Below are 23839 nucleotides of genomic sequence, written 5' to 3' on the forward strand. Positions count from 1 at the left end.
CATGAACAGCGACAACGACCTCCAGATCGCCGGCGACCTGCTCGAGGTCCCGCACCTGCTCCAGCCGCCGCGCGAGCACCCGGCCACCGTCGCCGAGTTCGCGGGGCTGGCCCGCGCCATCGCCGCCGACCGCGCCCAGTGGGCCGGCCTGGTCCGCTACGACGCCACCACCCGCTGGTACCACCGGCTGCGCACCGGCCCCGGCTACGAGGTGTGGCTGCTGTCCTGGCTGCCCGGGCAGGGCAGCGGGCGGCACGACCACGGCCGCTCCTCCGGTGTCCTCACCGTCCTCGCCGGAACCCTCACCGAGCACACCCGGCGCGGCGGCCACGCCCTCGCGCCCGGCGCGCAGCGGGTGTTCGCGCCGGGCTATGTGCACGAGGTCGTCAACGACACGCTGGAACCGGCGGTCAGCCTGCACATCTACCACCCCGGCCTGACCGAGATGCCGATGCTGTCCCCGTCCCGGCTCCGTGCGGCCGGGGCCGCCCCTACGGCCCCCTCCTGCGAGGCGCGTCCGGCGACCGCCTGACATGTTGTCGGCCCCTCCTGCGAGACTGGTCCCCATGCGCATTGTGGTTCTGGCAGGCGGCATCGGCGGTGCCCGTTTCCTGCGCGGTCTGAAGCGGGCCGTGCCGGACGCGGACGTCACGGTGATCGGCAACACCGGCGACGACATCCACCTCTTCGGGCTGAAGGTCTGCCCGGACCTCGACACGGTGATGTACACGCTGGGCGGCGGCATCAACGAGGAACAGGGCTGGGGGCGGTCCGACGAGACCTTCCATCTCAAGGAGGAACTGGCGGCCTACGGCGTCGGCCCGGAGTGGTTCGGGCTCGGCGACCGGGACTTCGCCACGCACATCGTGCGGACGCAGATGCTCGGCGCCGGTTACCCGCTGAGCGCGGTGACCGAGGCGCTGTGCGACCGCTGGAAGCCCGGCGTGCGGCTGATCCCGATGACCGACGACCGCGTGGAGACCCATGTGGCCGTCGAGATCGACGGCGAACGCAAGGCGGTCCACTTCCAGGAGTACTGGGTGCGGCTGCGGGCCTCCGTCCCCGCCGAGGCCGTGGTCCCGGTCGGCGCCGAGCAGGCCAAGCCGGCCCCGGGCGTCCTGGAGGCCATCGCCGGGGCGGACGTCATCCTCTTCCCGCCGTCCAACCCCGTCGTGTCCATCGGCACGATCCTCTCGATCCCCGGCATAAGGGAGGCCATCGCGGACGCGGGCGTGCCCGTGGTCGGCCTGTCCCCCATCGTCGGCGACGCGCCCGTGCGCGGGATGGCCGACAAGGTGCTCGCGGCGGTCGGCGTGGAGTCCACCGCCGCGGCGGTCGCCGAGCACTACGGCTCGGGCCTGCTGGACGGCTGGCTGGTGGACACCGTGGACGCCGCGGTGGTGGAGCGCGTCGAGGCCGACGGCATCCGCTGCCGGGCCGTACCGCTGATGATGACCGACGTGGACGCGGCCGCGCAGATGGCGCGGGAGGCGCTGGCCCTGGCCGAGGAGGTGCGCGGCGCGTGAGCACGGACAGCGAGGAGCGCCCGGGGTTCCGGGTCTGGGCGCCGGCCGGCTTTCCCGAGGTGCGCGAGGGCGACGACCTCGCCAAGCTGATCGCCGACGCCGAGCCCGGCCTGGCCGACGGCGACGTGGTGGTCGTCACCTCCAAGATCGTCTCCAAGGCCGAGGGCCGGATCATGGAGGCCGAGGACCGGGAGGCCGCGATCGACGCGGAGACGGTCCGGGTGGTGGCCCGCCGGGGCACCCTGCGGATCGTGGAGAACCGGCAGGGCCTGGTCATGGCCGCCGCCGGGGTGGACGCCTCCAACACCCCCGCCGGAACCGTGCTGTTGCTGCCCGAGGACCCGGACGCCTCCGCCCGGGCCATCCGGGACGGCCTGCGGGACACGCTCGGGGTCGAGGTCGGGGTCGTCGTCAGCGACACCTTCGGGCGACCCTGGCGCTCCGGGCTGACGGACGTGGCGATCGGCGCCGCCGGGGTGCGGGTGCTGGACGACCTGCGCGGCGGCACGGACGCGTACGGCAATCCGCTCAGCGCCACCGTGGTGGCCACGGCGGACGAACTGGCCGCCGCCGGAGACCTGGTCAAGGGCAAGGCCGAGGGCCGGCCGGTCGCGGTGGTGCGCGGTCTGCCCCACGTGGTGGAGCGGGACGGCGACACGGGCGCGCGGGCGCTGGTGCGCAACGCGGCCGACGACATGTTCCGGCTCGGCACCTCCGAGGCCGTCCGCGAGGCGGTGACCCAAAGGCGCACCGTGCGGGCCTTCACCGACGATCCCGTGGACCCCGGTTCGGTGCGGCGGGCGGTGGCGGCGGCCGTGACCGCGCCCGCCCCGCACCACACCACGCCCTGGCGGTTCGTGCTGCTGGAGTCGGCCGAGTCCCGGACCCGGCTGCTGGACGCGATGCGGGACGCCTGGATCGCGGACCTGCGCCGGGACGGCAAGAGCGAGGAGTCCATCGCCAAGCGGGTGCGCCGCGGCGACGTGCTGCGCAACGCGCCCTACCTGGCGGTGCCCTGCCTCGTCATGGACGGCTCGCACCACTACGGGGACGCGCGGCGGGACGGCGCCGAGCGGGAGATGTTCGTCGTCGCCATGGGCGCGGGCGTGCAGAACTTCCTGGTGGCGCTGGCCGGGGAGCGCCTGGGCTCGGCCTGGGTGTCGTCCACGATGTTCTGCCGGGACGTGGTCCGCGAGGCGCTGGGGCTGCCCCCGGAGTGGGAGCCGATGGGCGCGGTGGCCATCGGGCGCCCGGCCCAGCCGCCGGCACCGCGCGGCGAGCGGGACGCGGGGGCGTTCATCGAGGTGCGCTGAACGACGGCTGGGCCGGGACCGCTCCCGGTCTCACCAGGCCGGCCCGGTCCCGCCGGTTCGGCCCGGTCCCGCCGGTTCGGCCCGGTCCCGCCGGTTCGGCCCGGTCCGGAAGAAAGGCCCTAGTCTCTAAGGACGGCACACCGGTACTCCCGAGGATCTGATCCGTGGCAGGACGCTTCGCTCCCCGAGCCGCGCGCACGAGCGTGCGCGGCGGCGGCCCGGGCCTGCCCGCGGCCGGGATACCGCGGCAGGCCACGGCCCCCGCGCGGGTGCGGCGCTGGACGCCCGAGGGGCCGCTCGACCTCGGTCTGGTGCTCGGGCCGCTGCGGCGCGGGCCCGCCGACCCGACGTTCCGGGCCACCGCGGACGGGTCCGTGTGGCGCGCCACCCGCACCCCGGTGGGCCCCGGCACGCTGCGGGTGCGGGCGTACGGCGGCGAGGTGCTCGGCGAGGCCTGGGGGCCCGGCGCCGAGTGGCTGCTCGACGGGCTGCCCGAGCTGCTCGGCGCGGCCGACGACCCCGACGCGTTCGTGCCCCGGCACCGGGTGGTGGCACTGGCGCGGCACCGGCGGCCGGGGCTGCGCCTGACGCGGACCGGGCTGGTGCTGGAGTCGCTGATCCCGTCGGTGCTGGAGCAGAAGGTCACGACGGACGAGGCGTACCGGGCGTGGCGGCTGCTCGTGCGGCGGTTCGGGGAGCCGGCGCCGGGGCCCGCGGGGCACGGCGAGCGGCCGATGTGGGTGATGCCCGCGCCGCGGACCTGGGCGCTGATTCCCTCCTGGGAGTGGCACCGGGCCGGGGTCGATGACAAACGGGCGTCCACCGTGCTGCGCGCCGTACGGGTCGCCGCGCGGCTCGAACAGTCGGTGGGGATGCCGGCGGCCGAGGCGCGGGCGCGACTGGAGGTCGTGCCCGGGGTGGGCCCGTGGACGTCCGCCGAGGTGGTGCAGCGCAGCCATGGGGCGGCGGACGCCGTGACGGTCGGGGACCTGCACCTGCCGCGCATCGTCGGGTTCGCCCTCGCGGGCGACCGGGACGCGGACGACTCCGTGATGCTGCGGCTGCTGGAGCCCTATGCCGGGCAGCGGCACCGGGCGGCCCGGCTGATCCTGTTGAGCGGTGTCGCACCGGCACGGCGGGTCCCGAAGATGCCACGGGTGGACATCGGCCTGCTGTGAACCGGGCCCGTGCCCGCCTCCCCCGGCGGCAGGGCCGGCCGCGGCGGGCGGCGGCCCTACTGGTCCGAGGAGAAACGGACCGCGCCCGCCGGGATCAGCGCGTCGCACCACACCCGCGCGCCGTCGCGCAGTTCGTTGTCCGGGCCGACGACCGCGCCGTCGCCGACCACCGTGCCGGTGAGGACGGAGCGTTCGCCGACGCGGGCGCGGGTGCCGATGAGGGAGTCGGTGACGACCGCGCCGGGCTCGATGACGGCGCCCGGCAGGATCGTGGAGCCGAAGACCCGCGCGCCTTCCGCGACGAACGCGCCCTCGCCGACCACCGTGCCGCCGGTCACCTTCGCGTCCGGCGCGATCCGGGCCGTCGGCAGGATCAGCCGGTCCCCGCACCGCCCGGGCACCGCGGGGGACGGCGCCTTGCCGAGCACCAGATCGGCCGAGCCGCGCACGAACGCCGCCGGGGTGCCGAGGTCCAGCCAGTACGTCGAGTCGACCATGCCCTGCAGATGCGCGCCTGCCGCGAGCAGCTGCGGGAAGGTCTCGCGCTCCACCGACACCGGCCGGCCCGCCGGGATCGTGTCGATGACCGAGCGGCGGAAGACGTACGCCCCCGCGTTGATCTGGTCGGTGACGATCTCCTCCGGCGTCTGCGGCTTCTCCAGGAAGGCCAGCACCCGGCCGGTCTCGTCCGTGGGCACGAGGCCGTAGGCGCGCGGGTCGGTCACCTTCGTCAGGTGCAGCGAGACGTCCGCGCCCGTCGCTTGGTGGGTGTCGACGAGGGCCCGGATGTCCAGGCCGGTCAGGATGTCGCCGTTGAAGATCAGCACCGGCTCGTCGGGGCCGGAGTGCAGCCGCGAGGCCACGTTGCGGATCGCGCCGCCCGTGCCCAGGGGCTCCTCCTCGGTGACGTACTCCAGGTGGAGGCCCAGCGCCGAGCCGTCGCCGAAGTACGGCTCGAAGACCTCCGCCAAGTAGCTGGTGGCGAGGACGATGTGCTCGACGCCCGCCGCTCTCGCCCGCGCCAGCTGGTGGGTGAGGAACGGCACGCCCGCGGCCCGCACCATGGGCTTGGGGGTGTGCACCGTCAGCGGACGCAGTCGGGTGCCTTTGCCGCCGACCAGGAGGATCGCTTCTGTCACCTGTCGTCTCTGCTTCCTGCCGGGACCGGCCGAACTGCCTCGTTCTACTCGTATCGGCCGGTCAGTGTACGCAGACCGTAGCGATGGAGGCCGTGACGACCACGCCGTTTGCCGAGAGATCGGTGTGAGATCGGTGAGAGATCGGCGCGCCCCGCACCGGAACCTGCCCCCGGAACCCGCACCGGAACCGGTCACCGGGCCGATCCCCGCACCGCCGGTCGAACCGGTCGCCCGGCCCGTGGCGGGCCGGGTCGCCCCCACCCTCCCACGCGTACGCTGTGCCGGGTGAACGCCACCGATCGCACCCCCGCCGACCTGCTGGCCGCCGCGCTCGCCGCGGACCCCGGCCGCCCGCTGGTGACCTTCTACGACGATGCCACGGGCGAACGCGTCGAACTGTCCGTCGCCACCTTCGCCAACTGGGTGGCCAAGACCGCCAACCTTCTCCAGGGCGACCTCTCCGTGGAACCCGGCGACCGGGTCGCGCTGCTGCTGCCCGCGCACTGGCAGACGGCGGTGTGGCTGCTGGCGTGCGCGTCGGTGGGCGCGGTGGCGGACATGGCCGGGAATCCGGCGGCGGCCGACGTGGTGGTCAGCGGGCCCGACACGCTGGAGGCGGCGCGGGCGTGCCGGGGCGAGCGGGTCGCGCTGGCCCTGCGGCCGCTCGGCGGGCGGTTCCCCGAGCCGCCGCAGGGGTTCCTCGACTACGCCGTGGAGGTGCCGGGCCAGGGCGACCGGTTCTCCTCGCCCTACGCCGGGGAGTCGGCGCTGATCGTGGCCGGTGCGGAGTACAGCGGGGCCGAGGTCGTGGAGAAGGCCGTCGCCGACGCCCCCGCGCTGGATCTGACGGGTCCCGGTTCGCGGCTGCTGTCGGGGCTGCCGTACGACACCTGGGAGGGGCTGAGCGCGGGCCTGTACGCGCCGCTGGCCGGCGGTGGGTCCGTGGTGCTCTGCCGCCATCTGGACCGGCTGGACGAGGAGGCGCTGGCCAGGCGGATCGAGAGCGAGAAGGTGACGGCGGTCCGCGGGCTCCCCCGCTCGGCGTAGTCCAGGGCGCCCGACCGGCCCGCCCGCCTCATCGTCGTAGGAGTACCGCCGCTCCTACCGCTTCGGGGATCCCGCGCCGTGACCGACTCCGCCCGTACGCCGCCCGGCCCCGGGGCCGGCTCGTCCGCGAGCGGGCGGGGGCTCGCCCGGCGGCGGCGCCGGCGGTGGGGCGCAGCGGCGGCGTGCGGCGTCATGGCGCTGGCCGTGGCGGCCGCCGGGGCCGGGTGGGCGGCCTACGACAAGCTCGGTGACAACATCCGGGCCGACGACGCGGCTGCCGCCGAACTCGCCCGGCACGCGCGCGAGCGGCCCCCGGATCTGGTGCCGGGCGCCCAGGACATCCTGCTGATCGGCTCCGACACCCGGGCCGGGAGCGGCAACGCCCGCTACGGGCGGGACCTGGGCAGCCGGCGGTCGGACACCATGATCCTGCTGCACCTGGCCGCCGACCGGCGCAGCGCCACCGCCGTGTCGCTGCCCCGGGACCTGATGGTGCGCGTTCCCGGCTGCCCGCGGGCCGACGGCAGCCGCGGTGAGCCGATGTTCACGATGCTCAACCAGGCCTTCGAGCTGGGCGGTTCGGCCTGCACGATCCGTACCGTGGAGCAGCTGACGGGCATCCGCGTGGACCACCACGTGATCGTGGACTTCAGCGGGTTCAAGGACCTGGTGGACGCCGTCGACGGGGTGCGGGTCTGCCTGAAGGAGCCCATCGACGACAAGGCGGCCCGACTGCGGCTGCCCGCGGGCCGGGTCACCCTCGACGGGGAGCAGGCCCTCGGCTACGTACGGGCCCGGGAGTCGGTGGGCGACGGCAGCGACACCGAGCGGATGCGGCGCCAGCAGCGCTTCCTCGGCGCCCTCGTCACCAGGATGCGCGGCACCGACGTACTGCTCGACCCGCTGCGTCTGTACGCCGTGTTGGACGCGGCCACCTCGTCCCTCACCACCGACCCCGGTCTGGCGAGCCCGGTCGGTCTGTACCGGTTGGTGCGCGTGCTGCGCGGCATCCCCACCGGACACGTGCGGTTCCTGACGGTGCCGAGGGAGCCGTACGTCCACGACGCCGATCGTGACCAACTCGTGGAGCCCGCCGCCGAGAAGCTGTTCGCCCGGCTGCGCACGGACCAGCCGGTGGCGGTCGCCGACGGTGCGCCGAAGCCTCGGCGGGGGGCGCGAGAAGGCGCAAAGGGCGACCCGTCTCCGGCGCCCGTCTTCACCGGGAACACCGCCGCGGAGCACGGCTGCGCGTAAGGCATTCGCCAAGGGAACGGACTTCCGTTCAGAAAATGAGGCGGATTGCCCAGTTGTAGGGACGACGAATTTGTCACCGACGTCGCTTGACGCTGAACTGGGCGGATAGTGTGAGCGATCCGGTGCACCTGGCCGCGAGGTCCTACCTGGGGTCGTGCACTGTTTCACCGAGACCCGAGCGCCTTTGAGGGGGAAGGCGCCGCGTGGCCCCGACGGAGGATTCGGACAACCGTGGACGCGCAAGGCCGTGGGCGGGCGGACAACATCGATCCCGCAGACCAGTGGGTGCTCAATCCGAACACCGGCGAATACGAACTGCGACTGCCCCCTTCCGGAACGCAATCGGTACCCGGTCCGCGCCGGCCGTCCACCGAGAACGGCGGCGGGCGGCGGCGGCGCAACGACATGGCGCCGGGCGAGACCCGTGAGATGAGCCAGGTGGGGGCGGAGGACGGCGCTCGTGCCGAGGACGGCGCGCGCGCCGGGGCCGCGACCCGCGCCCGGGGCGGGACACGCGCCTCGGAGAAGGGGCGCGTCGCCGAGCGGGGCCGCGCCGGTGACAAGGCGCGCGCCGGGGACGTCCCCCCGCCGCGCTCCTCCCGCCGCAAGGGCGCCGAGCCCGAGCCGGCGCCGGGGCGCCGCGGCCGGCGGCCGGCGAAGAAGAAGTCGAAGGCCAAGAAGGTCCTCGCGTGGACCGCGGGCGGCACCGCGTTCGTGCTGGTCGCCGCGGGCGCCGCCGGGTACATGTACCTCAAGCACCTCGAGGGGAACATCAGCTCGACCGACGTCGGCGACGCGGGCTCCAAGGGCTTCAGCAAGGACGAGGCCTTCAACCTGCTGATCATCGGCACCGACCGGCGGACCGGCAAGGGCAACGAGGGCTACGGCGACAAGGGCAGCGTCGGGCACGCGGACACCAACATCCTGCTGCACGTCTCGAAGGACCGCAGCAACGCGACCGCGCTGAGCATCCCGCGCGACCTGATCGTGAACGTCCCGGACTGCCCGACGAAGCAGCCCGACGGCTCGACCAAGGTGATCCCCGGCACGGAGAACGTACGCTTCAACACCAGCCTCGGCCAGGACGGCCGCGACCCGGGCTGCACCATGCGCACGGTCGAAGAGGTCACCGGCATACACGTGGACCACTTCATGATGGCCGACTTCAACGCGGTGAAGACCCTGTCGAGCGCGGTGGGCGGCGTCGACGTCTGTGTCGCCCACCCCGTGGACGACAAGGACTCCCATCTCAAGCTGCCGGCGGGCAAGTCGGTGGTGAAGGGCGAGCAGGCCCTCGCCTTCGTGCGCACCCGGCACAGCTTCGGCAACCACGGCGACCTGGACCGCATCAAGGTCCAGCAGCAGTTCCTGGGCTCGCTGATGCGCAAGATGTCCTCCAGCGACACGCTCACCAACCCCTCGAAGCTGCTGGACCTCGCGGAGGCGGCCACCAAGGCGCTCACCGTCGACACCGGCATAGACAACATCAGCACGCTGAAGGACATGGCGCTGGAGCTGAAGAAGGTGCCGCCGAAGAACGTCACCTTCACCACGGTGCCGGTGGTGGACAACCCCGCCGAGAAGGTCCCCGTGACCGTCGTCCTCAACCAGACGGCGGCCCCCCCGGTCTTCCAGGCGATACAGAACGACGTCTCGTTCACCGACGTGAAGCGCAAGCAGAAGGCCGCCAAGGACGCGCAGAACGCCCGGCTCAAGGGCAGCAGGTCCGCGCCCGGGGACGTGCGGGTGCGCATCCTCAACGGCGGTGCCACGACGGGCAGCGCCCAGGCGGTCCTCACCTGGCTCCAGAACACCGAGGGCGTGCCGAAGTCGGAGAACGCGGGCGACGCCCCGGCGCCGCTGACGAAGACCACCCTGGAGTACGCGCCGGAACAGGCCGACCAGGCACGCGAGTTGGCGGCGCTGATGGGGCTGCCGGGCTCGGCGCTCAAGCCGGGCAAGAGCGTCGTCAACTCCCAGGGACTGCCGGCCATGACCCTGACTCTGAGCAAGGACTTCAAGGGCGCGGGCGTCCCGCTGACCGCCCCGCAGAAGGCGCCGAAGGTCGACAAGTCCACGGCCGACGAGGTTAAGTGCGCCTCATAGGTAACCCTGCGGGCCCGTCGTGCGTCTAACCACTCGACGCGGGACGGGCCCGTCGCATGGTGCAAGGGGCGGGGAGGGCAGGGAGATTGGCGCAGAGCGAAGTGCGGGGTGACGCTGCCGAAGTGGACGACACGATGGCGCTCACACCGCGGACGGCGAGCCCGTCGGACAGTGCCGGACGGCACGGGGGCGGGCGGCGCACGGGGGGACCCGGGAAGGACCGGCCACGCCGGGGACGGCGCGCGCTGCGCTGGTCGGCGACGGTGCTGGCGGTGGTCATACTCGGGACGGCGGGCGCGGGTTACCTCTACTACCAGCACCTGAACGGCAGCATACGCAAGGGCGAGCGCAGCAGCGGTGACGCCAAGGCGCGCAAGACCGCCCCGAACGCGGCCGGTCAGACCCCGGTGAACATCCTGTTGCTCGGTTCGGACAGCCGCAACTCCGCCGAGAACCTGAAGCTGGGCGGCAGCCGGAGCAGCGTCGGCGATCCTCCGCTCGCGGACGTGCAGATGCTCATCCACATATCCGCCGACCGCAAGAGCGCGGCCATGGTGAGCATCCCCCGGGACACCCGGGTCGCCATCCCCAAGTGCACGGACCCCGACACCGGCAAGGTCTACCCCCCGAGGAACGACATCATCAACACCACCCTGGGCCGGGGCGGCGCCGGCTGCACGCTGGCCACCTGGGAGAACCTCACCGGGGTCTACATCGACCACTGGATGACGATCGACTTCGCGGGCGTGGTGAAGATGGCGGACGCCATCGGCGGTGTCGACGTCTGTGTGAAGCAGAACGTCTGGGACCGCCCGACCGCGGCCCAGCGCGGCGGCTCCGGACTGAAGCTGACGGCCGGGACGCACAAGGTCAAGGGCGTTCAGGCGCTCCAGTGGCTGCGCACCCGGCATGCCTGGGGCAGCGACCTGATGCGGGCGCGCGCCCAGCACATGTACCTGAACTCCATGATCCGCACGCTCAAGTCGCAGAACGTCTTCACCGACAGCGGGCGCCTGATGGACCTGGCCGACTCGGCCGTCAACTCCCTCAAGGTCTCCGAGGAGATCGGCACGGTCAAGAAGCTGTACGACCTCGCCATGGAGATGAAGTCGGTGCCGACGAACCGCATCACGAGCGTGACGATGCCCAACCTCCCGGACCCGCAGGACCCCGACAACCACGTCGTGCCCAACCAGGCGGACGCGAACCGGCTGTTCGAGATGCTGCGCGACGACGTCCCGCTCGACAAGAACGGCGGCAAGGGGTCCTCGAAGCCGGTCGCGGACAAGCCGGCGCCGGCGAAGACGCCCTCCACCGACCCGTCCCGGCTCGGGGTGCTGGTGCAGAACGGCACCGGCTCCTCCTCGCAGGCCGCGGCGCCGGGGCGGGCCAGGACCGTCGCGCAGGCGCTCGTGGCACAGGGCTTCGGCAGGGCGGCGGCCGACACCTCGGGGTCGCTGTCCGAGGACAAGACGGTCGTCGAGTACCCGAGCGCGGACCTGGAGGGCGACGCCCAGGGCGTGGCCAAGGCGCTGGGCGTCCCGGCGAGCGCGGTGCGCAAGTCCACCGGGGTCTCCGGGGTCACGGTCGTGGTGGGCGCCGACTGGCGCAGCGGCACCGTCTTCCCCAAGCAGTCCAAGCCGAAGGCCGGCGACATCCCGTCCAACGCCGACGCCATCAACGGCGCGGACACCGACTGCATGGACGTGTACAGGCCGTACCAGTGGTGAGGCGGCCGGGGTGCCTTCGCGGAAAGGCACCCCGGCGGTTCGTCAGCCGCGCACCGCGGGCCGGCGCGAGGCGATGACCCGCTTCGCCAGCGACTTGGGGCTGGTCAGAAAGCCCCAGCCCCAGGACATGTGCATGGTGGCGAGGGCAAGGGGGATCTGGAGCCGGGCCTTGGCCGGCAGGCCCTTGCCCGCCGGGACGGAACCCGCGGCGATCGCGGCCAGGTAGCCGCCGGGGATCACCAGCGCCCAGGGGGTGACGGCCACGCCGACCACCAGGCCCGCGGCGATGGCGCACACCGCGGTCGGCGGGGCGAGGTAGCGCAGGTTGATGGAGCCGGAGTGGTAGCGGGCGACGACATGGCGCCAGCGGCCGTAGTCCTTGTACTGCTTGGCGAGGGCGCGCACCGAGGGGCGGGGGCGGTAGGAGACCTTCAGCTCCGGTGAGAACCAGATCAGGCCGCCCGCCTCGCGGATGCGGAAGTTCAGCTCCCAGTCCTGGGCGCGGATGAACTCCTCGTTGTAGCCGCCCTGTTGCTCCAGTGCCTCGCGCCGGAAGACGCCGAGGTAGACCGTCTCGGCGGGGCCGGCCTGGCCGCCGGTGTGGAACGCCGCGTTGCCGACGCCGATCTTCGAGGTCATCGCGGCGGCGACCGCGTGCTCCCAGTCGTTCTCGCCCTCGGCGTGCATGATGCCGCCGACGTTCTGCGCGCCGGTCTCCTCCAGGAGCCGCACGGCGGTGGCGATGTAGTTCGGCGAGAGCATGCCGTGGCCGTCGACACGGACCACGATCGGGTGCCGGGAGGCCTTGATCGCCGCGTTCAGCGCCGCGGGGGTGCGGCCGGTCGGGTTCGGGACGGTGTGCACGCGTGGGTCTTCGGCGACCAGCTCGGCGGCGATCTCGTCCGTTCGGTCCGTGGACGGACCGAGGGCGATCACGACCTCCATCTCGCCGGCGTACTCCTGCGCGAGGATCGCTTGGACGGCCCCACGCAGATGCCGTTCCTCGTTGAGGACGGGCATGATCACGGATACGGCGGGGAACCGCACGTCGGGCTTGGCGTTCATAGGACGCTCACGTTACCGCGAACGGGGGACAGCGGTGCGCGCCGTCGGGGCCGTGACGCGGGATGGAGATCGTATCGGCCTACTGTGCTCACGGATCCCACGTACGGCCTCGTCCGGAGGTGTCCCTTGGCCAGCCCGCCCCGGTCCCCGGCGCGTCCCCAGCGCCGCCCGCAGCCGCCCCGCCGGGTACCGCCCCCGCCCGAGCGACTGGTGCGGCCCGTGCGCCGGCGGCGCCCGCGCTGGGCCGTACGGGCGATGACCACCCTGTCGGTGGTGGTGCTCGCCTCCGCCGGCATCGGGCACGCGGTGGTCACCAGCCTGGACGCGGGCATCGCCCGGGTGGACGCCTTCAAGGACATGAAGAACCGGCCGCAGCCGGGCCACGGCATGAACATCCTGCTGGTCGGCACCGACGGCCGGGACAAGATCACCGAGCCGCAGCGGCGCGCGTTCCACCTGGGCGGACAGCCCTGCCACTGCACCGACACGATGATGATCGTGCACATCTCGGCGGACCGGGAGCGGGCCACGGTGGTGAGCCTGCCGCGCGACTCCTACGCCCAGGCGCCCGCCCGCCTCGACCAGACCACCGGCCGGCAGCTCGGCCCGCACCCGCTGAGGCTGAACGCGGCCTATGCCGAGGGCGGCCCCCAGCTGACCGTGCGCACGGTCGAGGACATGACCCGGGTGAAGATCGACCACTACCTGGAGGTCGACTTCACCAGCTTCATGCGGACCGTGGACGTCCTCGGCGGGGTCCGGATCTGCACGGCGACGCCGCTGAAGGACACCTACAGCGGACTCGACCTCGCGCCCGGCACGCACACCCTGCTGGGCGGCCAGGCGCTCCAGTACGTGCGCTCACGGCATCTGGACGGCGCGAGCGACCTGGGCCGGATGAAGCGCCAGCAGCGGTTCCTGGCGGCGCTGATCGAGAAGGCCACCTCGTCCGGGGTGCTGCTGAACCCGATGCGGTTCCGGGACGTGACCCGGGCGGTGCTGGGCTCGGTCCGCGCCGACAAGGGCTTCGGCACCGACGAGCTGCTCGACCTCGGCCGCGCGATGCGGAACTTCTCGCCCTCGTCCTCGGAGTTCACCACCGTTCCCATCGGACAGATGCACTACCAGGTCAAGGGCGTCGGCGAGACCCTGAAGTGGGACCCGGCCCGGTCCGCCCGGCTGTTCGCGGCGCTGCGCGACGACAAGCCGCTCACCTCGGCGCACCGCGCCGCCGGCCCCGCCGCTGCGCCCGTCGAGGTGGACCCCCGGCAGATCCGGGTCCAGGTGGCGAACGGCACCACGACCTCGGGGCTGGCCAAGCGGATCGACACCGAGCTGGCGGCGACCGGCTTCGCCACCACCCGCCGGCCGGTGACGGCGCCCGCCCGGTCGGCGGCCACGCTCATCACGTACGACCCCCGCTGGGACCGCTCCGCCCACGCCCTGGCCGCGGCCCTGCCGGGCAGCGAGCTGCGCGCGGCGCCGGGGCAGGGGCCGGTGCTGACGGTGACGGCCGGGGCCGGCTTCCGGGGCGTGCGGGCGGTGCGCTTCGAGGACCCGGGGCGTCCGGACCAGAGCGTGGTGCGGGGCAACGAGGTGGTGTGCTCGGGCGACGCCTGAGCACACCGCCGGGCGCTCAGTCCTGAAGGCCCTCCGCGGCCCGCTGCTCGCGCAGCTCCCGGATGGCGCGGCGGCGGGCCAGCCGGTGGGTGCGGCGGATCTGCGCCTCCTGGTAGCGGCGGCGGTCGCGGTCGGTCTCGGGTATCACCGGGGGCACCGGGCGCGGCTTGCCGTCGGCGTCCACGGCCGCGAAGACCAGGTAGGCGGAGCCGACCTGGGTGGCCGGGGCGGACTCGTTCCAGCGCTCGGCGAGGACCCGTACGCCGACCTCCATGGAGGTCCGGCCGGTCCAGTTGACCTGCGCCTTCACATGGACCAGGTCACCGACGCGGACCGGTTCGAGGAACGCCATCTCGTCCATGGACGCGGTGACGGCGGGACCGCCGGAGTGCCGTCCGGCGACCGCGCCCGCCGCGTCGTCCACCAGCTTCATGATCACCCCGCCGTGCACCGTGCCCAGCAGGTTGGTGTCGCTGTGCGTCATGATGTGGCTCAGCGTGGTGCGCGAGGCGGACGTGGGCTTGCCCGGGATGTCCGGTTCCACTGCTTCCGAGTCCGTGGCCTGGTCTGTCATGCGCTCTACCTTATGCCGAAGTGACATTCGCGGAATTTGTGTCAGCTTCGCAACAGCGGCGCCCTTATTTTCCGACAGCCCTTGTAAGCCGTACGGCGGCGCCCTGCACACTGGTCGGCATGAATGACTGGCCCGAGGGATGGTCCGACGACGATCGCGGCCCCCGTTACGGACGCGGCAGCTCCGGCGCACAGCCGGAGGGTGCCCGCGTGATGCGTCAGGTGCGGCGCGGCCCTGCGGCGCCGCCGCAGGGGGCCGGCGTTCCGCAGCAGCCGTCGTACGTGGACGGCGGCGGGTACGACGGCGGGTATGACAGCGGTTACAACACCGGCCAGGTCTACGGCGGCCCCGGCGGCCGCGGGCCGGGCGGCGCGCCGGGTCCCGGCCCGCGCCGCGCGCCGAACTGGCGCCGGCGGATCAAGTGGACGGCGATCACGCTGGCCACCGTGATCGTCGTCACGTCGGTCGGGACCTACTTCTGGGCCGACTCCAAGCTGCGCCGCGAGGTCGACCTGTCCACGGTGATCGACCGGCCGCAGTCGGGGTCGGGCACCAACTACCTGATCGTCGGCTCGGACAGCCGCGAGGGCATGACCAAGGCGGACGAGAAGAAGCTGCACACCGGTGCCGCCGAGGGCAAGCGCACGGACTCGATGATGATCCTGCACGTCGGCGACAACGGCGACACGCTGATCTCGCTGCCGCGCGACTCGAACGTGGAGATCCCCTCGTACAAGGGCTCGACGTCCGGGAAGGTCTATCCGGCCACCGGCCGCCAGGAGAAGCTGAACGCGGCCTACGCCGAGGACGGGCCGACGCTGCTGGTGCGCACGATCGAGTACAACACCGGGCTGCACATCGACCACTACGTCGAGATCGGCTTCCAGGGCTTCGCCAACATCGTGGACGCGGTCGGCGGGGTCCAGATCAATATCGACAAGGGCTTCAAGGACAAGTGGTCCGGCGCCGACTTCAAGGCCGGCGAGCAGACCCTGAACGGCCAGCAGGCGCTCGCCTTCGTCCGCACCCGGCACGCGTTCGCCGCCTCCGACCTCCAGCGGACCAAGAACCAGCAGAAGTTCCTGGCGGCCCTGGCCCATGAGGTGGCGACGCCCTCGACCGTGCTGAACCCGTTCACGTTCTACCCGACCATGGGCGCGGGCCTGGACTCGCTGATCGTGGACAAGGACATGTCCCTGTGGGACCTGGCCTCGATGTTCTGGGCGATGAAGGGCGTCAACGGCGGCGACGGCACCTCGCTGAACATGCCGATATCGGGCTCCGTGGGCGGCAACCTCGTCTGGGACAAGGCGAAGGTGAAGACCCTGGTGGACGAGCTGAACAACGACCAGAAGATCACCGTCACCGGCAACTAGACGCGGGGTACGGCGTCCGAGGGCACCCGGCGGGGCCGCCCTCGGACGCCGCCTCGCGGTCAGCTCACATCCGGGCGCCCGCCATCGCGCGGCACATCTCGGCACAGCGGCGACACGCCTCCGCGCAGCGCATCAGCTGCGCGTCGTCGGGCATGGCCATACACGCCTCGGCGCACATGTCGCACGCCTTGGCGCACATCGCGCACATCTCGCCCGACATCGGCGAGCGGCGCATCATCATGTCGGCGCACATCCTGGTCGTCTCCGAGCAGTCCATGAGCGCCCGCATGATCTGCATCTGCGCCTGCCCGCCCTGCTGCATGCAGGAGCTCATGGTCTCCTCGCAGATGCTGTGGCAGTTCATGCAGGCCTCGATGCAGTCCTGCATCTGCTTGGTCATGGCGGGCATGGTGGTTCCGGGCTGGGCCATGGCTCCTCCTCGGGAGCGGGGGGACCCGGGTTCGGGTCCCGTGTGCTTCCGTCCTACGTCGCCCGGCGCCGCCCCGCATGTGACCGACCGGTCGTAAGGCCGGGACGCGAAGAGGCCCCCGGCGGCAGCCGGGGGCCTCGGTGACGAGCCGGAGGACCGTTACGGCAGGTTCCGCGCCATCACGATGCGCTGGACCTGGTTGGTGCCCTCGTAGATCTGGGTGATCTTGGCGTCGCGCATCATGCGTTCCACCGGGTAGTCGCGGGTGTAGCCGTAGCCGCCGAGGAGCTGGACGGCGTCGGTGGTGACCTCCATGGCGACGTCGGAGGCGAAGCACTTGGCCGCGGCGCCCAGGTAGGTGAGGTCGGAGTCGCCGCGCTCGGAGGCGGCGGCGGCCTGGTAGGTCAGGGCGCGGGCCGCAGAGATCTTCATGGACATGTCCGCGAGCATGAACTGGATGCCCTGGAAGTCGGCGATCGCCTTGCCGAACTGCTTGCGCTCCTGGACGTAGCCCTTGGCGTAGTCGAGGGCGCCCTGGGCGACGCCGAGCGCCTGGGCGGCAATGGTGATCCGGGTGTGGTCCAGGGTCTTCATCGCCGTGGCGAAGCCGGTGCCCTCCTCGCCGATCATGCGGTCGGCGGGGATGCGGACGTTGTCGAAGTAGACCTCACGGGTCGGCGAGCCCTTGATGCCGAGCTTCTTCTCGGGGGCGCCGAAGGAGACGCCCTCGTCGGACTTCTCGACCACGAAGGCGGAGATGCCCTTGGAGCGCTTGGTCGGGTCGGTCACCGCCATGACGGTGTAGTACTCGGAGACGCCCGCGTTGGTGATCCAGCGCTTGACGCCGTTGAGGATCCAGTGGTCGCCGTCGCGGACCGCCTTGGTCTTCATGCCGGCCGCGTCCGAGCCCGCCTCCGGCTCGGAGAGGCAGTACGAGAACATCGCGTCGCCCTTGGCCAGCGGGCCCAGGTACTTCTTCTTCAGCTCCTCGGAGCCGGAGAGGATCACGGGGAGCGAGCCGAGCTTGTTCACCGCGGGGATCAGGGAGGAGGAGACGCAGGCGCGGGCGACTTCCTCGATCACGATGACCGTGGCGAGGGCGTCGGCGCCGGAGCCGCCGTACTCCTCGGGGACGTGCACGGCGTGCAGGTCGTTGGCCACCAGGGCGTCGAGGGCCTCCTGCGGGAAGCGGGCCTCCTCGTCCACCGCCGCGGCGTACGGCGCGATCTTCGCCTCGACCAGGGAGCGGACGGCGTCGCGGAGCATGTCGTGCTCCTCGGACGGGCGGTACAGGTCGAAGTCAGCCGATCCGGCCAAGGTCTCTCACGCTCCAAAGACGCAGTGATGGTGGCACATTACAGACGCTAATTACCGTTAAGTAACTCGAATTTTAGGGCCCCTGCCCCAGGTCGCCTACGTGAGCTTGGCGACAGCGGGAAAGCTGCCCGCCGAGTCGCCCCGCTATGCTCGGGCCCGCACAAGACAATCCCCGAGCTGGAGTGCATCCATGAGCCTGAAGATCACAGTGATCGGCACCGGCTATCTCGGCGCCACACACGCCGCGGCCATGGCCGAGCTGGGGTTCGAGGTACTGGGCCTGGATGTCGTGCCCGAGAAGATCGCCATGCTGGAGCGCGGCGAGACCCCGATGTACGAGCCGGGTCTCGAGGAACTGCTGCGCCGGCACGTGGCCGGTTTCGAGGGGTCCACCGGGCGGCTGCGGTTCACCACCGACTGGGCCGAGGCCGGTGCCTTCGGCGATGTGCACTTCATCTGCGTGAACACCCCGCAGAAACACGGCGAGTACGCCTGCGACATGTCGTACGTCGACTCCGCCGTCGCCTCCCTCGCCCCGCATCTGCGCGGCCCGGCCCTGGTGGTCGGCAAGTCCACGGTGCCGGTGGGCTCGGCCGACCGGCTCGCCGCCTATCTGGCCGAGCACGCCCCGGCGGGCGGCGACGCCGAGCTGGCCTGGAACCCGGAGTTCCTGCGCGAGGGCTTCGCCGTCGAGGACACCCTGCACCCGGACCGGATCGTGGTGGGCGTGCGCAGCGAGCGCGCGGAGAAGCTGCTGCGCGAGGTCTACTCGACGCCGGTGGAGGAGGGCACCCCCTTCGTCGTCACCGACTTCCCCACCGCCGAACTGGTGAAGACCGCCGCGAACTCCTTCCTCGCCACCAAGATCTCCTTCATCAACGCGATGGCGGAGGTCTGCGAGGCGGCCGGCGGCGACGTGGCGAAGCTGGCGGAGGCCATCGGCCACGACGACCGGATCGGGCGCAAGTTCCTGCGCGCCGGGATCGGCTTCGGCGGCGGCTGTCTGCCCAAGGACATCCGGGCGTTCATGGCCCGCGCCGGCGAGCTGGGCGCGGACCAGGCGCTGACCTTCCTGCGGGAGATCGACTCCATCAACATGCGCCGGCGCGGCCAGATGGTGGAGATGGCCCGCGAGGCGCTGGGCGGCGGCTCCTTCCTCGGCAAGCGGGTGGCGGTGCTCGGCGCCACCTTCAAGCCCGACTCGGACGACGTCCGCGACTCGCCCGCGCTGAACGTGGCGGGCCAGATACACCTCCAGGGCGGCCAGGTGACCGTGTACGACCCGAAGGGCATGGACAACGCCCGCAAGGTCTTCCCCACCCTGGGCTACGCCGGCTCGGCGCTGGAGGCCGTGCGCGGCGCCGACGTCGTGCTGCACCTGACCGAGTGGCGGGAGTTCCGTGAGCTGGACCCGGCCGCGCTGGGCGAGGTGGCGTCGGCCCGGGTGCTCCTGGACGGGCGCAACACCCTCGACCCGGAGCTGTGGCGCCGGGCGGGCTGGACGTACCGGGCGATGGGCCGCCCGACCGCCTGACCGGCGAAGACGGCGCACAGGGCGGCGCCGGTTCGGCCGAGGCTCAGTCGGCCGAACCGGCGCCGCCCCGCATTTTGCCCCAGCTCCCTGTGGGTCAGGTTCCCTTGGCCCGGTAGCGCCGCATCTTCGCGCGCGCCCCGCAGACCCGCATCGAGCACCAGCGGCCGCGCCCGGCGGGGCTGCGGTCGTAGTACGCCCAGTGGCAGGTCTCGGCCTCGCACGCCTTCAGCCGCATCCAGGTGCCGGCCACCAGCGCCCCGGCGACGGCCGCGGCGATCCGGGACGGCAGCGGGGCGTCCGCGGCCGGGGCGAGGGCCGCCGAGCCGTCCCGACCGTCCACGGCGACGTAGAGCGGCGCGCGGGCCAGCAGTTCGCCGAGCGGGGTGACCGCCCGGTGCGGCGGATGACCGGCGTGGGCGAGCAGCGCGGCCCGCAGCGACTCCCGCAGCTCACGCGCCTCGGCGAGGCCGCCCTCGGTGATGCCGAAGCGCCCGCGCCCCTCCCGGGTGTCCAGCGTGTCGACGCCGCTCTCCAGGTCCACGGTGTTGACCAGGGACTCGACCAGGGCAAGGCCGCCGGGAGCCGCCGATCTGTCATTCATGGTTGCGACGTTACCGCCAGTCCGGGAGCATGGGGTAACCGTTACCGGTTACCCGCCTCTACAGGTAACAGAAGGAGGTCGTCATGGCTCTCGCCAAGCTCGGTGTGGTGGTCCTGGACTGTCCCGATCCCGGCGCGCTGGCCCGCTTCTACGCCGAGGTGCTCGGCGGCACGGTGGGGCGCGAGGACGACGACTGGGTGGAACTGTCGGTGCCCGAGGGGCAGACGCTGGCCTTCCAGCGGGCCGCCGGGCACACCCCGCCGCAGTGGCCCTCCGAGGAGCGGTCGCAGCAGTTCCACCTGGACCTGGACGTGCCGGACCTGGACGCGGCGGAGGAGGGGGTCCTCAAGCTGGGGGCCAAGCCCCTGGACACCGACGACCGCTCCCGCTCCTTCCGGGTGTACGCCGATCCGGCGGGGCATCCGTTCTGTCTCTGCGCCTGCTGAACCGCTCCCCAGGAGGAGAACATGGCGTCCGTCGCCCGTTTCCGCAACATCGTGCTCGACTGCCGCGATCCGCGTGCCCTGGCCGCCTTCTACGCGGCGGTGGCCGGGGGCACCCCGCAGGCGGAGTCCGACGACTGGGTGGTCCTGCAGATCCCGGACGGCCCCCGGCTGGGCTTCCAGCTCGCCCCGGACCACACGCCGCCGCAGTGGCCCCGCGCCGACCACAACGGCCAGCAGTTGCACCTGGACTTCGACGCCGGCAGCACCTGGGCGGAGATCGACGCCGCCCACGAGAAGGTGCTCGCGCTCGACGCCCGGCCGCTGGACCTGGAGGACCGGGAGAAGAAGGACTTCCAGGTGTACGCCGACCCGGCCGGGCATCCGTTCTGCCTGTGCCGGATCGAGCACGGGTAGCCGCCGCGCGCGGGTGAACGCCCGGGAGAAGACGCAGAGGAAGGCGGGGCGGCCGTACACCGGCCGTCCCGCCTTCTCGTCGCGCGTCAGCCGTCGAGCGACTCGATGGTGGCGTGGGACGGGCCGCGCCGCGACTGGAGGTCGCGGGCCACGTCCTCCGCCGCGCCCAGCACCCGCACCGCGTTCTGCCAGGTGAGCTTGGCCAGGTCCGCCCTGGACCAGCCGCGCTCCAGCAGCTCCGCGAGGAGGTTCGGGTAGCCGGAGACGTCGTCGAGGCCGTCCGGGGTGAAGGCGGTGCCGTCGTAGTCGCCGCCGATGCCGAGGTGGTCGATGCCGGCGACCTCGCGCATGTGGTCCAGGTGGTCGGCGACCACCGACACCGTGGCGACGGGGCGCGGGGTGCGCTCCTCGAAGGCGCGGTGGATCCTCATCGCCTCGGCGGTGGTGTCCAGGTGGTGCAGGCCGTGGGCGCGCATGTTCTCGTCGGCCGCGGCCGTCCAGTCCACGGCCGCCTGGAGCACGAACTTCGGCACGAACGTCACCATCGCCATGCCGCCGTTGGCGGGCAGCCGCTCCAGCACGTCGTCCGGGATGTTGCGGGGGTGGTCGCAGACCGCGCGGGCGGAGGAGTGCGAGAAGATCACCGGCGCGGAGGTCGTGTCCAGCGCGTCGCGCATGGTCGAGGCCGCCACGTGCGAGAGGTCGACGAGCATGCCGATCCGGTTCATCTCGCGCACGACCTCGCGGCCGAACGCGGTCAGGCCGTCCGCCTTCGGCGTGTCGGTCGCCGAATCCGCCCAGTCCACATTGGAGTTGTGGGTGAGGGTCATGTAGCGCACGCCGAGCGCGTGCAGACCGCGCAGCGTGCCCAGGGAGTTGGCGATGGAGTGGCCGCCCTCGGCGCCCATCAGGGAGGCGATACGGCCCTCGGCGCGCGCCGCCTCCATGTCGGCGGCGGTCAGCGCGGGCGCCAGGTCCGCCTGGTAGCGGTCCAGCAACTGCCGTACGCAGTCGATCTGTTCCAGCGTCGCGGCGACCGGGTCCGGGTGCTCGGCCGGGACGTAGACCGACCAGTACTGGGCACCGACACCGCCCGCGCGCAGCCGGGGGATGTCGGTGTGCAGGTGCTCGTGCTGGTGCCCGGCGATGTCGAGCCGGTCCAGGTCGTACCCCGACTTCTCGCGCAGCGCCCACGGCAGGTCGTTGTGCCCGTCGACCACCGGGAACTCGCGCAGCAGGGCACGGGCCTCGTCCAGGTTCGTCACGCCGCTCACTTCCCGAACCCGAAGCCGCCGGCGCCCTCGACCTTGGCGCGCAGCCGCTTGCCCTTCTCGGTGGCCTGCTCGTTGAGGTCGTGCTGGAAGTCGCGCATGCGGTGCAGCAGATCCTCGTCGTGCGCGGCGAGCATCCGGGCCGCGAGCAGCCCGGCGTTGCGGGCACCGGCCACGGAGACCGTGGCGACCGGGACGCCGGCCGGCATCTGCACGATCGACAGCAGGGAGTCCATGCCGTCGAGGTACTTCAGCGGCACCGGCACGCCGATGACCGGCAGCGGGGTGACCGAGGCCAGCATGCCCGGCAGATGGGCGGCGCCCCCGGCCCCGGCGATGATCGCCTTGAGCCCGCGGTCGGCTGCCTGCTCGCCGTACGCGATCATCTCGCGGGGCATCCGGTGCGCCGAGACGACGTCGACCTCGTACGCGATCTCGAACTCGTCCAGGGCCTTGGCGGCGGCCTCCATGACGGGCCAGTCGGAGTCCGACCCCATGACGATGCCGACCAGAGGGGATGACGGGAGGGCAGGGCTCATTCGGTGATGGTGCCTCTCAGGTAGCCGGCTGCGTGACGGGCGCGCTCCAGCACGTCGTCCAGGTCGTCGCCGTAGGTGTTGACGTGTCCGACCTTGCGGCCGGGCTTCACGTCCTTGCCGTACATGTGGATCTTGAGCTTGGGGTCGCGGGCCATGCAGTGCAAGTACGCCGAGTACATGTCCGGGAAGTCGCCGCCCAGCACGTTGACCATGACCGTCCACGGGGTGCGCGGGCGCGGGTCGCCGAGCGGCAGGTCGAGGACGGCGCGGACGTGGTTGGCGAACTGCGAGGTGATCGCGCCGTCCTGAGTCCAGTGGCCGGAGTTGTGCGGGCGCATCGCCAGTTCGTTGACGAGGATGCGGCCGTCGCGGGTCTGGAACAGCTCGACGGCGAGGTGTCCGACGACGCCCAGTTCCTTGGCGATGGTGAGGGCCATCTGCTCGGCCTTGAGGGCGAGCTCCTCGTCCAGGTCGGGGGCCGGGGCGATCACGGTGTCGCACACCCCGTTCACCTGCCGGGACTCCACCACCGGGTAGGCGACGGCCTGGCCGTGCGGGGAGCGGACGACGTTGGCGGCGAGCTCGCGCACGTAGTCGACCTTCTCCTCGGCGAGGACCGGGACGCCCGCCCGGAACGGCTCCGCGGCCTCCTCGGGCGTCTCCACCACCCAGACGCCCTTGCCGTCGTAGCCGCCGCGGACGGTCTTCAGGACGACGGGGAAGCCGTCGCCCTCGCCCGCGAACCGCACCACGTCCTCGGGATCGGCGACGATCCGGTGCCGTGGGCACGGGATGCCGATCGCGTCGAGCCGCGCCCGCATCACGCCCTTGTCCTGGGCGTGCACCAGCGCGTCGGGCCCCGGGCGCACGGGGATGCCGTCCGCCTCCAGGGCCCTGAGGTGCTCGGTGGGTACGTGTTCGTGATCGAAGGTGATCACGTCGCATCCGCGCGCGAACTCGCGCAGCGTGTCGAGATCGCGGTAGTCGCCTATGACGACATCGCTCACGACCTGCGCCGCGGAATCCTGGGGAGTGTCACTGAGGAGCTTGAACCTGATGCCCAACGGGATGCCCGCTTCGTGCGTCATACGCGCGAGCTGCCCCCCGCCGACCATGCCGACTACCGGGAACGTCACACCTACAGGGTATCGGCCACGGCAAGGCGGCCGGATCCCGTCCCTCCGCACTCGCTCCGTTCCCGGCCCCTTAGCGGTCCGTCCCCGGTCCGTTCCGGGCTCTTACCCACCGCTTTCCGGTCTCTTTCCGACCTGTTTCCCCGCGCTGGCCTCGTCCTCAGGCGTTGGGCCGTTTGCCCCGTTAGCATGGCGGGGTTGACGAAACCTACCGACGGGAGCTGCA

Annotated in this window: 22 protein-coding genes; 13 read left to right on the forward strand and 9 right to left on the reverse strand. The window is 72.3% G+C overall.

What is annotated here, in order from left to right; translation table 11 throughout:
- Position 1 precedes the first annotated feature (1 nt).
- The 4 genes from ACSP97_RS14970 to ACSP97_RS14985 all read left to right on the forward strand — a co-directional run bounded on the left by ACSP97_RS14970 (position 2) and on the right by ACSP97_RS14985 (position 4017).
- Positions 2–532 carry a cysteine dioxygenase gene (locus ACSP97_RS14970; RefSeq protein WP_355147570.1) on the forward strand — a complete coding sequence of 177 codons (531 nt, stop codon included), beginning with the start codon at positions 2–4 and terminating at the stop codon, positions 530–532.
- Positions 533–566: 34 nt separating this feature from the next.
- Entirely contained in the window at positions 567–1526 is a 960-nt protein-coding gene (gene cofD / locus ACSP97_RS14975) for a 2-phospho-L-lactate transferase (protein ID WP_355147572.1), read from the forward strand.
- Positions 1523–2839 (forward strand): coenzyme F420-0:L-glutamate ligase, encoded by a 1317-nt coding sequence (locus tag ACSP97_RS14980; RefSeq protein ID WP_355147574.1) that lies wholly within the window; start codon positions 1523–1525, stop codon positions 2837–2839. Before cofD ends, ACSP97_RS14980 begins: the two co-directional genes overlap by 4 nt.
- A gap of 164 nt (positions 2840–3003) precedes the next feature.
- Positions 3004–4017 carry a DNA-3-methyladenine glycosylase family protein gene (locus ACSP97_RS14985; protein ID WP_355322357.1) on the forward strand — a complete coding sequence of 338 codons (1014 nt, stop codon included), beginning with the start codon at positions 3004–3006 and terminating at the stop codon, positions 4015–4017.
- Between the two features lie 56 nt (positions 4018–4073).
- Here the strand turns inward: ACSP97_RS14985 and ACSP97_RS14990 are convergent, their stop codons facing one another.
- The gene (locus tag ACSP97_RS14990; protein ID WP_355147578.1) at positions 4074–5156 is read right to left on the reverse strand and encodes an NDP-sugar synthase; all 1083 of its coding nucleotides are present in this window, start codon (positions 5154–5156) and stop codon (positions 4074–4076) included.
- Between the two features lie 285 nt (positions 5157–5441).
- Between ACSP97_RS14990 and ACSP97_RS14995 the strand changes: the two genes are divergently transcribed.
- From ACSP97_RS14995 to ACSP97_RS15010, 4 genes are all read left to right on the forward strand, one after another.
- Positions 5442–6203 (forward strand): TIGR03089 family protein, encoded by a 762-nt coding sequence (locus tag ACSP97_RS14995; RefSeq protein ID WP_355147580.1) that lies wholly within the window; start codon positions 5442–5444, stop codon positions 6201–6203.
- Between the two features lie 78 nt (positions 6204–6281).
- The gene (locus ACSP97_RS15000) at positions 6282–7457 is read left to right on the forward strand and encodes an LCP family protein (RefSeq protein ID WP_440557899.1); all 1176 of its coding nucleotides are present in this window, start codon (positions 6282–6284) and stop codon (positions 7455–7457) included.
- A 231-nt stretch (positions 7458–7688) separates the two neighbouring features.
- Positions 7689–9563, forward strand: a complete 1875-nt coding sequence (locus ACSP97_RS15005; protein WP_382077118.1) for an LCP family protein — start codon at positions 7689–7691, stop codon at positions 9561–9563.
- Between the two features lie 134 nt (positions 9564–9697).
- Complete coding sequence (locus ACSP97_RS15010) at positions 9698–11293, forward strand: LCP family protein (protein ID WP_355148169.1); 1596 nt, start codon at positions 9698–9700, stop codon at positions 11291–11293.
- Positions 11294–11335: 42 nt separating this feature from the next.
- On the opposite strand, the gene ACSP97_RS15015 is transcribed toward ACSP97_RS15010, so the two are convergent.
- On the reverse strand, positions 11336–12358 hold the full coding sequence (locus ACSP97_RS15015; protein ID WP_355147586.1) for a glycosyltransferase family 2 protein: 1023 nt from the start codon (positions 12356–12358) through the stop codon (positions 11336–11338).
- Positions 12359–12484: 126 nt separating this feature from the next.
- On the opposite strand from ACSP97_RS15015, the gene ACSP97_RS15020 reads away from it, so the two are divergent.
- Positions 12485–13978, forward strand: a complete 1494-nt coding sequence (locus tag ACSP97_RS15020; protein WP_440557901.1) for an LCP family protein — start codon at positions 12485–12487, stop codon at positions 13976–13978.
- A 16-nt stretch (positions 13979–13994) separates the two neighbouring features.
- On the opposite strand, the gene ACSP97_RS15025 is transcribed toward ACSP97_RS15020, so the two are convergent.
- On the reverse strand, positions 13995–14552 hold the full coding sequence (locus tag ACSP97_RS15025; protein ID WP_257585637.1) for an acyl-CoA thioesterase: 558 nt from the start codon (positions 14550–14552) through the stop codon (positions 13995–13997).
- A gap of 119 nt (positions 14553–14671) precedes the next feature.
- On the opposite strand from ACSP97_RS15025, the gene ACSP97_RS15030 reads away from it, so the two are divergent.
- Positions 14672–15928 carry an LCP family protein gene (locus ACSP97_RS15030; RefSeq protein WP_355147590.1) on the forward strand — a complete coding sequence of 419 codons (1257 nt, stop codon included), beginning with the start codon at positions 14672–14674 and terminating at the stop codon, positions 15926–15928.
- A gap of 64 nt (positions 15929–15992) precedes the next feature.
- On the opposite strand, the gene ACSP97_RS15035 is transcribed toward ACSP97_RS15030, so the two are convergent.
- Together ACSP97_RS15035 and ACSP97_RS15040 are read right to left on the reverse strand one after the other, a co-directional pair.
- Positions 15993–16358: a four-helix bundle copper-binding protein gene (locus ACSP97_RS15035; protein WP_355523439.1), complete on the reverse strand. Its 366-nt coding sequence runs from the start codon at positions 16356–16358 to the stop codon at positions 15993–15995.
- 159 nt (positions 16359–16517) lie between these two features.
- A complete protein-coding gene (locus tag ACSP97_RS15040) occupies positions 16518–17624 on the reverse strand; it encodes an acyl-CoA dehydrogenase family protein (protein ID WP_440558436.1) in 1107 nt (368 codons plus the stop codon).
- 241 nt (positions 17625–17865) lie between these two features.
- On the opposite strand from ACSP97_RS15040, the gene ACSP97_RS15045 reads away from it, so the two are divergent.
- Positions 17866–19209 carry a UDP-glucose dehydrogenase family protein gene (locus ACSP97_RS15045; RefSeq protein ID WP_355147608.1) on the forward strand — a complete coding sequence of 448 codons (1344 nt, stop codon included), beginning with the start codon at positions 17866–17868 and terminating at the stop codon, positions 19207–19209.
- Between the two features lie 94 nt (positions 19210–19303).
- Here ACSP97_RS15045 and ACSP97_RS15050 read toward each other — a convergent pair whose 3' ends face one another.
- The gene (locus ACSP97_RS15050) at positions 19304–19810 is read right to left on the reverse strand and encodes a CGNR zinc finger domain-containing protein (RefSeq protein WP_355322351.1); all 507 of its coding nucleotides are present in this window, start codon (positions 19808–19810) and stop codon (positions 19304–19306) included.
- A gap of 83 nt (positions 19811–19893) precedes the next feature.
- Here ACSP97_RS15050 and ACSP97_RS15055 point away from each other — a divergent pair, with 83 nt between their 5' ends.
- Positions 19894–20256 (forward strand): VOC family protein, encoded by a 363-nt coding sequence (locus tag ACSP97_RS15055; protein ID WP_358275228.1) that lies wholly within the window; start codon positions 19894–19896, stop codon positions 20254–20256.
- Positions 20257–20277: 21 nt separating this feature from the next.
- Positions 20278–20670: a VOC family protein gene (locus ACSP97_RS15060; RefSeq protein ID WP_440557905.1), complete on the forward strand. Its 393-nt coding sequence runs from the start codon at positions 20278–20280 to the stop codon at positions 20668–20670.
- An 86-nt stretch (positions 20671–20756) separates the two neighbouring features.
- On the opposite strand, the gene ACSP97_RS15065 is transcribed toward ACSP97_RS15060, so the two are convergent.
- The 3 genes from ACSP97_RS15065 to ACSP97_RS15075 are packed head-to-tail and all read right to left on the reverse strand — an operon-like array spanning position 20757 to position 23616.
- Positions 20757–21935, reverse strand: a complete 1179-nt coding sequence (locus tag ACSP97_RS15065) for a dipeptidase (RefSeq protein WP_355523889.1) — start codon at positions 21933–21935, stop codon at positions 20757–20759.
- A 5-nt stretch (positions 21936–21940) separates the two neighbouring features.
- Positions 21941–22480, reverse strand: coding sequence for a 5-(carboxyamino)imidazole ribonucleotide mutase (gene purE / locus ACSP97_RS15070; protein ID WP_355147615.1), 540 nt, complete (start codon positions 22478–22480; stop codon positions 21941–21943).
- Positions 22477–23616 (reverse strand): 5-(carboxyamino)imidazole ribonucleotide synthase, encoded by a 1140-nt coding sequence (locus ACSP97_RS15075; RefSeq protein ID WP_355147617.1) that lies wholly within the window; start codon positions 23614–23616, stop codon positions 22477–22479. Before ACSP97_RS15075 ends, purE begins: the two co-directional genes overlap by 4 nt.
- Positions 23617–23839: the final 223 nt, after the last annotated feature.

This window comes from Streptomyces sp. SCPE 10, from assembly GCF_051980735.1.
Lineage (GTDB): Bacteria > Actinomycetota > Actinomycetes > Streptomycetales > Streptomycetaceae > Streptomyces > Streptomyces misionensis.